The sequence below is a fragment of the Thalassospira lucentensis MCCC 1A00383 = DSM 14000 genome (genome assembly GCF_000421265.1).
GTDB lineage: Bacteria > Pseudomonadota > Alphaproteobacteria > Rhodospirillales > Thalassospiraceae > Thalassospira > Thalassospira lucentensis.
On record NZ_ATWN01000002.1, the window covers coordinates 174,038 to 187,507 of the forward strand.

At 53.5% G+C, this 13,470-nt stretch carries 14 protein-coding genes; all 14 read left to right on the forward strand.

The genetic code is table 11. The features are described from left to right. Positions 1–7 precede the first annotated feature (7 nt). Entirely contained in the window at positions 8–1,591 is a 1,584-nt protein-coding gene (gene ctaD, locus K355_RS0104910) for a cytochrome c oxidase subunit I (RefSeq protein ID WP_022730999.1), read from the forward strand. A gap of 79 nt (positions 1,592–1,670) precedes the next feature. Beyond that, on the forward strand, positions 1,671–2,594 hold the full coding sequence (locus K355_RS0104915; RefSeq protein WP_022731000.1) for a heme o synthase: 924 nt from the start codon (positions 1,671–1,673) through the stop codon (positions 2,592–2,594). Then, entirely contained in the window at positions 2,591–2,731 is a 141-nt protein-coding gene (locus K355_RS25695; protein ID WP_022731001.1) for a hypothetical protein, read from the forward strand. Before K355_RS0104915 ends, K355_RS25695 begins: the two co-directional genes overlap by 4 nt. A 6-nt stretch (positions 2,732–2,737) precedes the next feature. Beyond that, entirely contained in the window at positions 2,738–3,328 is a 591-nt protein-coding gene (locus tag K355_RS0104925; protein ID WP_022731002.1) for a cytochrome c oxidase assembly protein, read from the forward strand. An 82-nt stretch (positions 3,329–3,410) separates the two neighbouring features. Then, positions 3,411–4,211 carry a cytochrome c oxidase subunit 3 gene (locus tag K355_RS0104930; RefSeq protein ID WP_022731003.1) on the forward strand — a complete coding sequence of 267 codons (801 nt, stop codon included), beginning with the start codon at positions 3,411–3,413 and terminating at the stop codon, positions 4,209–4,211. A gap of 129 nt (positions 4,212–4,340) precedes the next feature. Further along, positions 4,341–4,613: a DUF983 domain-containing protein gene (locus K355_RS0104935; protein ID WP_309471161.1), complete on the forward strand. Its 273-nt coding sequence runs from the start codon at positions 4,341–4,343 to the stop codon at positions 4,611–4,613. Between the two features lie 36 nt (positions 4,614–4,649). Further along, on the forward strand, positions 4,650–5,363 hold the full coding sequence (locus K355_RS0104940) for an SURF1 family protein (RefSeq protein ID WP_245562910.1): 714 nt from the start codon (positions 4,650–4,652) through the stop codon (positions 5,361–5,363). Between the two features lie 134 nt (positions 5,364–5,497). Further along, the gene (locus tag K355_RS0104945; protein ID WP_022731006.1) at positions 5,498–6,985 is read left to right on the forward strand and encodes a carboxypeptidase M32; all 1,488 of its coding nucleotides are present in this window, start codon (positions 5,498–5,500) and stop codon (positions 6,983–6,985) included. 158 nt (positions 6,986–7,143) lie between these two features. Then, on the forward strand, positions 7,144–7,560 hold the full coding sequence (locus K355_RS0104950) for a cyclic nucleotide-binding domain-containing protein (protein ID WP_022731007.1): 417 nt from the start codon (positions 7,144–7,146) through the stop codon (positions 7,558–7,560). Between the two features lie 176 nt (positions 7,561–7,736). Then, a complete protein-coding gene (gene thrC, locus K355_RS0104955; RefSeq protein WP_022731008.1) occupies positions 7,737–9,134 on the forward strand; it encodes a threonine synthase in 1,398 nt (465 codons plus the stop codon). A 47-nt stretch (positions 9,135–9,181) separates the two neighbouring features. Beyond that, complete coding sequence (locus K355_RS0104960) at positions 9,182–10,441, forward strand: M16 family metallopeptidase (RefSeq protein ID WP_022731009.1); 1,260 nt, start codon at positions 9,182–9,184, stop codon at positions 10,439–10,441. 119 nt (positions 10,442–10,560) lie between these two features. After that, on the forward strand, positions 10,561–11,487 hold the full coding sequence (locus K355_RS0104965; protein ID WP_022731010.1) for an ROK family protein: 927 nt from the start codon (positions 10,561–10,563) through the stop codon (positions 11,485–11,487). Position 11,488: 1 nt separating this feature from the next. Further along, positions 11,489–12,232: a copper homeostasis protein CutC gene (locus K355_RS23130; RefSeq protein ID WP_051145939.1), complete on the forward strand. Its 744-nt coding sequence runs from the start codon at positions 11,489–11,491 to the stop codon at positions 12,230–12,232. 183 nt (positions 12,233–12,415) lie between these two features. Beyond that, on the forward strand, positions 12,416–13,462 hold the full coding sequence (locus K355_RS23135) for a sensor domain-containing diguanylate cyclase (RefSeq protein WP_022731012.1): 1,047 nt from the start codon (positions 12,416–12,418) through the stop codon (positions 13,460–13,462). Positions 13,463–13,470: the final 8 nt, after the last annotated feature.

The following is a 13,470-nucleotide window of genomic DNA, read 5'->3' on the forward strand; positions in this document are numbered from 1 at the left end:
GAGATTGATGGCTCACGCTGACACACATGATCACGATCATACCCCCGGCTTCTTTACCCGTTGGTTCCTGTCGACCAACCACAAAGATATCGGGACGCTTTATCTTATTTTCTCAGTGATTGCCGGTTTGATCGGTGGTGCTTTTTCGGTCTGGTTCCGTATGGAACTGGCCCATCCGGGCACCCAGATCATCGAAGATCACCAGTTCTTTAACGTGCTCATCACCGCGCACGGCATGATCATGGTCTTCTTTGTTGTCATGCCCGCCATGATTGGCGGTTTTGGCAACTGGTTCGTGCCGATCATGATTGGCGCGCCCGACATGGCGTTTCCGCGGCTCAACAACATTTCGTTCTGGCTGCTTGTTCCGGCTTTCACCCTGTTGATGCTGTCAGCAGTTGTTGGCAGTGGTGCAGGTACCGGTTGGACTGTTTATCCGCCGCTTTCAAGTGTTCTGGGTCATCCGGATGCTTCGGTTGATATGGCGATCTTTGCTCTGCATCTTGCAGGTGCCAGCTCGATCCTTGGTGCGGTAAACTTCATCACGACGATCTTTAACATGCGCGCGCCGGGCATGACCCTGCACAAGATGCCGCTGTTTGCTTGGGCAATGCTGGTAACGGCGTTCCTGCTACTGTTGGCTGTGCCGGTTCTTGGTGGTGCGATCACCATGCTTTTGACCGACCGTAACTTTGGCACGGACTTCTTTAATCCGGCCGGTGGCGGTGACCCGATCCTGTATCAGCATCTGTTCTGGTTCTTTGGTCATCCCGAAGTTTACATCATGATCCTGCCGGGCTTTGGCATTATCAGTCACATCATTTCGACCTTCTCGCGCAAGCCGGTGTTTGGCTATCTCGGGATGGCCTATGCGATGGTGGCAATCGGTGTTGTCGGCTTTATCGTGTGGGCGCACCACATGTATACCGTCGGGATGGATGTTGACACCCGGGCCTATTTCACCGCGGCGACGATGGTGATTGCGGTGCCGACCGGGGTTAAGATTTTCTCATGGATTGCGACCATGTGGGGTGGTTCCATCTCCTTGCGTGCTCCGATGCTTTGGGCAATCGGCTTTATCTTCCTGTTCACTGTGGGCGGTGTGACAGGTGTGATTTTGGCGAACTCGGGCATGGATCTGCCGTTGCATGACACCTACTTTGTTGTGGCGCACTTCCACTATGTGCTGTCACTTGGCGCGCTGTTCTCGATCTTTGCTGGTTTCTATTACTGGTTCAGCAAAATGTCGGGGTACGAGATTTCCGATCTCGGCGCGAAGATCCACTTCTGGCTCTTCTTTATCGGCGTCAACCTGACCTTCTTCCCGCAGCACTTCCTTGGGCTGGCTGGCATGCCGCGTCGTTATGCCGACTATCCTGATGCGTTTGCGGGCTGGAACCTTGTATCGTCGTATGGTGCGTATATTTCGTTCGCGGCAACGATCTTCTTCCTTGGTGTGGTGGCGCATGCCTTCATCCGTGGCAAGAAGGCCGAAGCCAACCCATATGGCGAAGGTGCCGATACACTGGAATGGACCGTCAGCTCACCGCCGCCGTTCCATACCTTTGACGAATTGCCACGTATCAAGTAAGTGATCCTGGTTTAAGTCCCCCGCAGGCCTGTCTTGCGGGGGATACCCTACCGCCCAGAGAAGAGAAGACCAGAGTTTCATGACCAAGCAGGTTGCCGATCAGACCCTTGCGCTTAGTACTGTGCCGCTCCCCATTTCGGAGGTGCGCGACTACATTGCTTTGCTCAAACCCGGTGTAATGACCCTTGTGGTCTTTACCGGTGCTGTGGGACTGTTGATTGCGCCAGGATCAATTCATCCGTTCCTCGGCCTTGTCGCAATTGCCTGTATTGCTGTGGCCAGTGGTGCCGCGGCATCCATTAACATGTGGTATGATCGCGATATTGATCAGCACATGAAACGCACCCAGAACCGGCCTATTCCGGCGGGGCGTGTTGAAGCCGACGAGGCGCTGTCACTTGGCATCGCATTGTCGATTGTTTCTGTCACCGTGATGGCGGTTGCGATCAATCTTGTGGCGGCGGCTTTGCTGGCGGTGTCGATTGCGTTTTACGTTTTTATTTACACCATGTGGCTTAAGCGCAGCACACCGCAGAATATTGTTATTGGCGGTGCCGCCGGGGCGTTTCCCCCGATGATCGGCTGGGCGTCGGTGACCGGCGGGATTGATATCAATTCAATCGCGCTGTTCTTGATTATCTTTATGTGGACACCACCGCATTTCTGGGCGCTGGCCCTGTTCCGTTGTGGCGATTACGCCAAGGTCGGCGTACCGATGATGCCGGTTGTTGCCGGTGAAGCGGCCACCAAAAAGCAGATGCTGATTTATACCATCCTGCTTCTGCCGGTGACCTTTATCCCGGTTGCGACCGGATTGCTTGGTGTCATCTACGGCGCGACGGCGGCCCTGACCGGTCTGTGGTTCCTGCGTCATGCGGTTCGTGTTTTACGCAATGTCGAAGAACGCGCGCCACACAAGATGTTTGGTTATTCTATCCTGTATCTTTTCGTCCTGTTCGGGGCGATGGTGGCAGATGTCTTCCTGAATGGATTTATCGCATGAGTGAGAAGCCAAATCCCAACAAGGCCGAACTTGATGCGTTTCTTGCCAAGCGCAAGAAAAAGAACTGGGCGTTTCTTGCCATTCTGGGCGGGTTGGCCGTTTTGTTTTTCGCCATAACGATTTTGAAGATGAGCTAGGACGCCATGGCTGATCAGAAACATGCAGATACGATAAAGGCCCGCAACAAGCGTTTAATGCTTGGCTGTGTTGTTATTGTCGGCGGCATGGTTGGTCTTACCTATGCTTCTGTTCCTCTTTACGCGCTGTTTTGCCGGGTTACCGGTTTTGGAGGCACGACCCAGGTCGCACATGAAGCGCCGGCTGACGTGTCCGAGAAAACCATCAAAGTCCGGTTTAATGCGGATGTGAATTCCGGGCTGCATTGGCAGTTCAAACCCGACCAGCGCGAAATGACGGTTAAGCTTGGGCAGGATAATCTTGCCCATTATACGGCTGAAAATATGTCGGTTCACCCGATCACCGGGCAGGCCGTTTACAACGTAACACCGCTTAAGGCGGGGCAATATTTTAGCAAGATCGCATGTTTTTGTTTTGATGAGCAGACCCTTGAACCGGGACAGCGCGTCGACATGCCGGTCAGCTTCTATGTTGATCCAGCCATTGCTGAAGACATTAATACCCAAGACGTGAAGACAATAACCCTGTCCTACACTTTCTATAAGGCCGAGTCATCGGTCGAAGCGCCGGACGGGAACGAAGATCAGGGGGGCTGACAGAACGCAGTGAAGCGGTCTGTTGTCTCTGTTTAACAAATTGAAATTGAGTTTCTTTTGTAAGGATTGAGGGGGGCACGGAATGAGTGATCATGCTCAGAAACATCCATTCCATCTGGTAGACCCAAGCCCGTGGCCGCTGGTGGCGGCAACTGCGGCCGGTATGTTTACTGGTGGTATGGTTATGTTCATGCATTCGGATCGTACACCGGCTGATTTCTGGCTGGCGGCGCTTGGGATTGCAGGCATCCTGTTTGTGATGTTCCGCTGGTGGGGCAACGTGATCAGCGAGTCAAAGATTTACCATAACAAGGTCGTTCAGATCGGCCTGCGCTATGGCATGTCGCTGTTCATCGCATCCGAGGTGATGTTCTTTGTCGCCTTCTTCTGGGCCTTCTTTCACAACGCGTTTGTGATCTTTAGCCCCGGTGTGACCGAATGGCCGCCTGCTGGTGTCGAAGTTCTTGATCCGTGGGACTTGCCGTTCCTCAACACCCTGATCCTGCTTTTGTCGGGTTGTACCCTGACGTGGGCGCATCACGGCTGTCTTGAAGGCAAGAAGAAGGACCTGGTACAGGGGCTTGCCCTTACCGTGGGGCTTGGCATTATCTTCCTTGCCTTGCAGATGTACGAGTACAGCCACGCTGCATTTGGCTTTGCCGATAACATCTATTCTTCGACCTTCTATATGGCGACCGGTTTCCACGGCTTCCATGTGTTCGTCGGGACGGTGTTCCTTGCGGTATGCCTTGTGCGCGCGATGAAGGACGGCTTTGATGCCAAACAGCATTTCGGTCTGGAAGCTGCGGCATGGTATTGGCATTTTGTCGATGTCGTCTGGCTGTTCCTGTTCTTTGCCGTATACATCTGGGGCGGCGAATAAGCCGCGCCGACCCGACCATTAAACGGGTCCTGCAATATGGATGAGTATTATCCAAATCTTTCCCCCTTTCGCGCCGGGCTGGCATGTAAATGCCCCCGCTGCGGAAGGGGGAAACTTTTTGAAGGCTATTTGACCGTTCGTGCGTCTTGTGATGTGTGCGGTCTTGACCTGCGTGGTCATGATGCGGGTGACGGCCCGGCCGTTTTCATTATTTTTATTCTTGGCTTTATCATCGTGCCTGTGGCGTTATGGGTTGAAATGACCTATCGACCGCCGCTTTGGCTGCATGCGGTGATGTGGGCCCCCACCATCATTGGTGTGACACTGGCCTTGCTTCGACCGTTAAAAGGTCTCATGGTCGCATTGCAATATCGCCATCGAACGACTTCCGAACAGGACTGATTTCACTTCATGCCCCTATTAAATACGCGCCCCAGTATGGCGATGAAAATTTGTGTCGGATTGTCTCTGGTCATTCTTGTGGGACTGGGCAGTTGGCAGGTTGACCGATTGTTCTGGAAGCAGAACCTGATTGAACAACGTGAAACGCAGGCAACCTTGCCGCCGATTGCCGTGCCTGTTGATGTTGAACTTGATCCTGCGATGGCATTTCGCGCCGCCTTTGCCGAGGGACATTTCCTAAATGATCAGGAAAAGTATCTGATGGCGCGGACCCTTCGGGGGAATGTCGGGTTTCAGCTGATCACACCGCTTGAACAGGAAGACGGACGGATCATTCTGGTTAATCGTGGTTGGGTGCCGACCGATAACCGCGATCCGGCAACCCGTCCGGAAAGTCTGATCGAAACACCTGTGCATGTAACGGGTGTCTTGCGTCTGCCAAGAGAAAAACATTGGGCGCAACCGGAAAATGATGCGCTGGCAAACCAGTGGTTCTATGTCGACGTCGACCATATGGCAGAAGACAGTGGTGCTGATCTTGCCAGCCCGTATTATCTTGAGCTTGATGACAATCCGGTGCCCGGCGGTCTTCCGATTGGCGGGCAGGCAAAAGTGCAGTTGCCCAATAATCACCTGCAGTATGCCATCACGTGGTACAGCCTTGCGCTGTCGCTGATTGTGGTTTTTGTGATTTACCATCGACGCCCGGAAGACGACAAAGACACAACAGACCCCAAAGACGCGGCCTGATCCTCTGTGTCAGCATGCCGTTAGAATATAGCCGCCGAGAAGGATAAGACTGCTTATCTTTCCCGGCTGGCGGTATCGCCCCAAACATCATTTTGTGCCAGCGGTTGCCAAGTGCCGCCGCACAGGAGTCCGTGATGACCAAAGCCTATAAAACCCTCGAAACCCGTTTTCGCCGGATGAATGTACTGTCTGATATTGGCAGTATGTTGCATTGGGATATGGCGGCGATCATGCCAGATGGCGGGGCGAACGCGCGATCTGAGCAGCTTGCGACCCTAGATGTCATGGAAAATGAGCTGATCAATGCGGCTGATCTTGGCGATCTGATCGAAGATGCTGGCAACGAGGGGCTTGATGAATGGCAGCAGGCCAACCTTGGCGAAATGAAACGCGCCTGGGTTCATGGCACAGCGGTTCCGGCCGAACTGGTCGAGAAAATGTCACTAGCGGAAACGCGGTGCGAAGTCGCATGGCGCAGCGCGCGGGCAGATAACGACTTTAAGGGGTTGCTGCCAAAATTACAGGAAGTGCTTGATCTGTCGATTGAGGCAGGTCACGCCAAGGCAGCGGCACTGGGGACCTCGGTCTATGATGCGTTGCTCGATCAATATGATCCGATGATGCGTTCAGAGCGCATTGATAGCCTGTTTTCCGATCTTGAAGATTTCCTGCCGTCCTATACCGCCGAGGTCATTGAACGTCAGAAATCCGAAGATGCCCCCGTCGCCCCAACTGGTCCTTTCCCGGTTGACGTTCAAAACAGTGTCGGTCTCGATTTGATGAAAGCGGTCGGATTTGATTTCGACCATGGACGGCTTGATATTTCGCATCATCCGTTCTGTGGCGGCATTCCTGATGATGTGCGTATTACGACCCGGTATGACGAAAACGATTTCACATCGGCGATCATGGGCGTTTTGCATGAAACCGGCCATGCCATGTATGAGCGCGGATTGCCGTCTGATTGGCGCGGACAACTGGTTGGCAAGGCGCGCGGTATGACCATGCATGAAAGCCAGTCTTTGCTGGTTGAAATGCAGGCCTGTCGGTCTGAGGAATTCCTGACCTATGCGGGGCCAATGTTTGAAAAGGCGTTTGGCGGTAATGCAAAAGCATGGGACGCGGCCAATCTGCATCGTCTTTACACCCGGGTTGAGCCGGGCCTTATTCGCGTTGATGCTGACGAGGTAACCTATCCTGCGCACGTTATTTTGCGGTATCGTCTTGAGCGTGCCCTGATCGAAGGGGATATGAAGCTTGCCGATTTGCCGGGGGCGTGGAACGAGATGATGCAGAAGCTTCTGGGGATCACACCGCCCGATGACCGGAATGGCTGTTTGCAGGATATTCACTGGCCGTCCGGGGCATGGGGGTATTTCCCGACCTATACGCTGGGTGCGATGGCCGCGGCACAGATTTTCGCCGCTGCCAAGGAAGCTTGCCCGGAAATTCCCGGTGCCCTTGCGCAAGGAAACTTTGGTCCGTTGATGGGCTGGCTTGGCCAGAACATCCATAGTCAGGCGTCAAGCCGTTCAACCGATGACATTCTGCACGCGGCAACGGGAAAAGTTCTTGGTATTGATGCATTTAAATCGCATATAATTAATCGCTATGGTCAGTAACAGCGATTGAACCGGCGGGTTATGTCCTCGTGTCGTATGCTTTGCTGACCAAGAGCAGCCTATATTCGATAGACCGGATAGAATAGCTTTCCCCGTTCCGGTCTTTGATGAGTGTCCTCATATTACGAGGGTGCCAATGTCATGGATGTGATCGCAAGATGGGAATAACCGACGGCAATAAGAAGGTTATGGATCGGCAAGTTTTTGCCATGGATCAGGTCATCTTTCGCGAAGGAAAGCATGGCAGTGCCGCCTTTGTTGTGCAGGAAGGCAAGGTTGAAATCTTTAAAACCATCAATGGGGATGAAGAAGTCGTTCTGGGCACGATTGAGGAGGGCGGTTTGTTCGGGGAGTTGGCCCTTGTCGATAATCAGCCGCGTATGGCATCGGCCCGTGCGACAGAACGAACTGTTCTGATTGCCATCAGCCGGCAAACCTTTGAAAAGAAAATGTCGTCGTCAGATCGCTTTATCCGGGCGATCTTGCGAATCCTGCTGGGCAATTATCGTGCGGTCGTCCGCCGGGCGGCAATTGCCGAGGCAAAGCTCAAGGAACATGGCATCTCAATCGAGTGATTGACGATGATTTACGGAGCTTTGCGCATTAACACGCACAGCACGGCTGATCTGCTTGATTGCCCCTTGACTATACCCTAACTTCCCCTCACTAACTCAGGCGTTGGAGTGTATTTTTGCGTCAAGGATGCAAGGATACACGGAACTGGTAATTGCCCAATTCAGGAGCAGGTATAGTGCGCTATGTCAGTACGCGGGGAAGCGCCCCCGTTTTGCAGTTTGATGAAGTTCTTCTTGCAGGTCTGGCCCGTGACGGTGGTCTTTATGTCCCCGAAACCTGGCCAACTTTTTCCAAGGATGACATTCGTAGCCTGCGCACTCTGACATATGCCGAGGTTGCCTTTAAAGTGATCCAGCCGTTTGTCGCGGGCACTGTCGAGGATGACGCGCTTATGGCGATCCTTGAAGATACCTATAACGGGTTTGATCACGCGGCGGTCGCGCCGCTGAAACAGCTTGGCGCGAACGACTGGGTGATGGAGCTGTTCCACGGCCCGACACTGGCATTCAAGGATTATGCGCTTCAGGTCGTTGGCCGGTTGTTTGACTATGTTCTGGCCAAACGCGGCGAGCGCATTACGATTGTGGGTGCGACGTCGGGTGATACCGGGTCTGCGGCCATTGAGGCCTGTCGTGATCGTGAAAACATCGACATCTTTATCCTGCATCCCAAAGGGCGCGTTTCGGAAGTCCAACGTCGTCAGATGACCACGGTCTTGTCGGACAATGTGCATAACCTTGCCGTTGAGGGTTCGTTTGACGATTGTCAGGATCTGGTCAAGGCCCTGTTTAATGATCACGGGTTCCGTGATGAGGTCGGGCTGTCGGCGGTGAACTCGATCAACTGGGCGCGGATCATGTGCCAGATCGCCTATTACTTCTGGGCGGGCGCGCAGCTTGGATCGCCGGACCGTGAAATTTCCTTCTCTGTGCCGTCGGGCAACTTTGGCAATGTGTATGCCGGTTATGCCGCGATGCAGATGGGGCTTCCGATCAAACAGTTTGTGGTTGGGGCCAACCGCAATGACATTCTTGCGCGCTTTTTCGAAAGTGGCGTGATGAAGATGGAAGGTGTTGAGCCGTCGCTCAGCCCATCGATGGACATTCAGGTCAGTTCAAACTTTGAACGTTTGATGTTTGATCTGTATGACTGCGATGGTTTGGCCGTGGCCGAGATGCTGACCAAATTCCGCGAAACCGGCGTTATGGAAATGTCGCAGGGGCAGTTTGGCCGAGCACGCGAACATTTTGACGGGTATCGTCTTGATGACGCACAAACCCGTGCGGCGATCAAGGATGTGCTTGAGACCAGTGGTGAGTTGGTTGATCCGCATTCCGTGATCGGGATTGTTTCGGGACGTGAGTGTAACCGTGATAAATCCGTACCGATGGTGGCACTGGCAACAGCACACCCGGCGAAATTCCCGGATGCGGTCAAGCAGGCGTCGGGGATTTACCCGGACTTGCCATCGCGTCTTTCTGATCTATATGACCGACCAGAAAAAGTCGAACCGATGTCCAATGATGTTGCAACATTGATGGCGCATGTCCGTCGTAATCGGCGTGCGGCCTGAACATTAAGCAGTGTGGGGCATGATATGAAAAACAGGAGTACTGCTATATGACAGTCGAGCTTACCCAGCTTGACAATGGGATGATTGTCGCAACGGACCGCCTTGACCACGTTGAGTCAGTGGCCTTGGGAAGTTGGGTTGATGTTGGCGCGCGTCACGAGACGCCAGACATTAACGGCATCTCTCATATGCTTGAACATATGGCCTTTAAAGGCACCCGTCGTCGTTCTGCATTGCAGATTTCCGAGGAAATCGAGTCTGTCGGTGGACAGATGAATGCCTATACGTCGCGCGAAAATACCGCTTATTACTGCAAGGTCCTGCACGAAGACCAAGAACTGGCGATCGATGTGATTGCCGATATCCTTCAGCATTCCACCCTTGATGCCAAGGAACTGGAACGCGAACGTCAGGTGATCTTACAGGAAATTGGTCAGGCGAATGACACGCCAGACGACATCATTTTCGATCATTTTCAGGAAACCGCCCTGCCAAACCAGTCGCTTGGCCGGTCCATTCTTGGCAGTCCGGAAAATGTGTCGTCGTTGTCACGCGATCATTTGTTTGATTTCATGTCACGGCGCTATAGCCCGAAAAACATGGTGTTTTCGGCATCTGGCAAGGTTGAGCATCAACGTGTTGTCGATATGGTTGCCGAAAAGTTCGACAGCCTTCCGGCACATGAAGAACACGAGATCGAGCCGCTGAAATACGAAGGTGGCAGCCGGATCGAGAACCGTAAGCTTGAGCAGGTGCATGTGATCATGGGCCTGCCGACGGTGTCGTACACCCATGACAGCTTCTTTGACCTTCAGGTGTTTAACACGCTTCTGGGCGGGGGCATGTCATCGCGCCTGTTCCAGGAAATTCGTGAAAAGCGTGGTTTGGTTTATTCGGTCTATAGTTTCTCATCGCATTATGTCGATGGCGGCCTGTTTTCGATTTATGCCGGGACCGGGGCCAATGACATTGGTGAACTGATGCCGGTGATGTGTGATGAACTGGTGCGCGCCACCGAGGACCTCAGCGAAGAAGAAGTCACGCGTGCGCGTGCGCAGCTTAAGGCATCTGTGGTCATGGCGATGGAAAGCAATTCCGGTCGCTGTGAAACGCTTGCCCGTCAGATCCAGATTTTCGGTCGTCCGCAAAGTATGGAAGAAATTGTTGCCAAGGTCGATGCGGTTGACCTTGAAAGTGTTCGCCGTGCGGGTAAGGTTTTGCTTGAGGGCAAACCAACCATCACCGCCCTTGGTCCTGTCGATAAAATGCCGGAATATGACACGCTGACGGCCCGTCTTCGCAGCTAGTCATATCGGAATTGATATTGAAGATAACGGCACTTGCCCTGATGGGCCGGTGCCGTTTCTTTTTGCGGCCCCGTGCCGGGTCGTGTATTCCGGTATTACCATGGCAACGGGATACCGAAATGATGCAGTACGCGTTTGATATTGGCGGATCGAAGATTGAATTCGGTGTCTTTGATGATGCCGGGGACATCCTGTCGCACAGTAAAACCCCGACACCGGCCCATGACCGCGATGCATTCGTTGCGGCTGTTTCGGGGCTGATTGATGAGGCGGATCGCGAATTTGGCGAACGCCCAAACATCGGGATCAGTTTTGCTGGCGGGCTTGATCCGCAAACGGGTGCTGTGATTTCGGCCAATATCCCGGCGATCAAGGGCTGGTTGCTGGCGGTGGAGCTTTCGGCAATTCTTAAGCGCGACGTATTGGTGGCAAACGATGCCGATTGTTTTGCATTGGCCGAAGCGCGAACCGGGGTGGCAAAGAATGCCCGAACGGTATTTGCCATCATCCTTGGCACCGGGGTTGGTGGCGGCATTGTCGTTGATGGGCATTTTATTGGCGGGCGCAGCGGCATTCGCGGCGAGTGGGGACACGGGAATGATGTCACCGGTGGGTTGATCCGCAATGGATTGGCGCCGGTTGCCTGTGGCTGCGGCAATACCGGTTGTCTTGATGCATGGGGCGGGGCGCGGGGACTGGAAAACATCCACGCACAAATCAGCGGCAACCGCACCACCAGTTTCGAGATCACCGATGCGTGGCGAACCGGTGACGATCATGCAACGCGCAGTCTTGAAATCTATTGCGATCTTGTTTCGCGTGAGTTGGCTTTGATGGTCAATGTTCTTGATCCCGATTGCGTGCCGGTTGGGGGCGGGATCGCGTCAGAAGAAAGCCTGATTGCCAATATCGATACCATGGTCCGTCAGCGCGTGCTGGGGCGCTATGATGCGCCGCTGGTTGTTCCGGGCCGTTACAGCCGCGACGGGGGCCTTCGCGGGGCGGCAATGCTGCACGTGATCGCCAATGCGCAAGGCAGCCAATAGCATGCGTTCGACAAACAAGGAAAAACAGGCACATGCGCCGTTGCTTGAAGTGTGTGTTGAAAGCTTCACCGATGCGATGCGCGCGGTCGAGGCCGGTGCAGACCGGATCGAATATTGTTCCGCACTGGCTCTTGGTGGGTTAACGCCAACACCGGGTGCGTTAGCACGGCTTAAAGACATTCCAGCACCTTGTATGGTTATGATCCGGCCACGGCCGGGCGGGTTTTGGTACGAGCCCGAAGGCGTGGCGATCATGAAGCGCGAAATTGCGATTGCGCGTGAAAGTGGGGCGGCGGGGGTGGTGTTTGGTGCCTGTGATCGCAATGCGCACCTTGATGTGTCGGTTCTTTACGACTTGATGACAGAATGTGCAGGTTTACAAACCACCTTGCACCGCGTGTTTGACGATGTGCCCGATCAGCGGTACGCCCTAGAGCAGGCGATTGAAATTGGCTTTGATCGTATTTTGACAAGTGGCGGGAAACCCGATGCAAAATCGGGTGCAAAACAGATCGCTGCGTTGATCAAGGATGCCGCCGGACGGATTGTCATATTGCCGGGAGCTGGTGTCAGTGCGTCAAATGCCACCGAAATCCTTGAAGTTACAGGTGCGACGGAGCTACACGCATCCTGTAAGACGGTGACAACGGATATGCTAGATGATGGCCGAACGTGTGTGGATGTTATACGGGTTTCCACGTTGCGCAACGTCATGAATGGTCGCGCCGACGGTCCTCTGCGTTAGCCGCGCACCAAGTTTGTCATGGCGTCGATATAAAGCTATTCGCATTGAAATGTATTGGTTTATGCTATGGTATAGATCGTGCAAAAATTATGAACAAAACACTGCCGGTACAGCGTATAGGGTTTGCCTTCATGTAAGGCGCTTTTGGTGGAAACGGCATCTTATTTTGGAGTGGATATAGTCATGTCAACCGACACACATGCAGCCGGTCAGGTCGCTGCTGAACAAGCACTTAGTCGGTTGCATCGTATTACGTCGTCTGGTGAGCTTGATTTTGAACAGCGTGTGGATGCGATATTGCGTCTTGGGGCTGAGCATTTCGGATTGCCGATTGCGATTTTTAGCAAGATCGACGATGAAACATACGAAGTTCAACAGGCCATTCACCCCGAAGATGCCCTTAAACCCGGTATGAGCTTTGAGCTTGAGAATACCTATTGCAGTCATGTGGTTAAAGCCAATGACGTGCGCGGTTTTCACCATGTTGCCGACAGCGAAGTTCAAACCCATCCCTGTTATAAAAACTTTGCACTCGAAGCGTATCTTGGCGCGCCGATCATTGCCGACGGGGTGCGTTTTGGCACATTGAACTTTTCAAGCCCGGAGCCAACCCGACCATTTAGCGGTCAGGACATCGAACTGGTGCGGTTGTTCGCAGCCTGGGTTGGCAATGAAATCGCAAGACGTCGTGATCTTCGCGAACTTGAAGTCGCCCGCACCGAGCTTGAACGTCTGGCCACGACCGATCCGCTGACCGGACTTTATAACCGTCGTTATATGGAAAATTGCCTGACCAAGGAACTCGAACGGGCTAAGCGATATGGTAAGTCGCTTATCATCGGATTGTTGGATTTCGATGACTTCAAAGAGCTCAATGATAATTACGGTCATACCACTGGTGATGCGGCACTCCGACTGTTTGCCAAGGTATCCTCGGACATGATGCGCGAAACCGACGTTATTGCGCGTTGGGGCGATGAAGAATTCCTGATCCTGATGCCCGAAACCGGTGCCGCCGGGGCGCTTAAATACCTTCAGCGTCTGAGTGACCGGGTGCGTGAAAGTGATTTTCAGGCAGAAGATGCCCGTGTTGAGCTGACGATGAGCATTGGGTTGGGGATTGCCGAGGCTGACGATACGTTGGACAGTCTTGTTTCACGCGCCGATATTGCGATGTATGAGGCAAAACAGGCCGGACGTAACGTATCCAAGTTGCAAAATGATCGTTAGGGATTGCC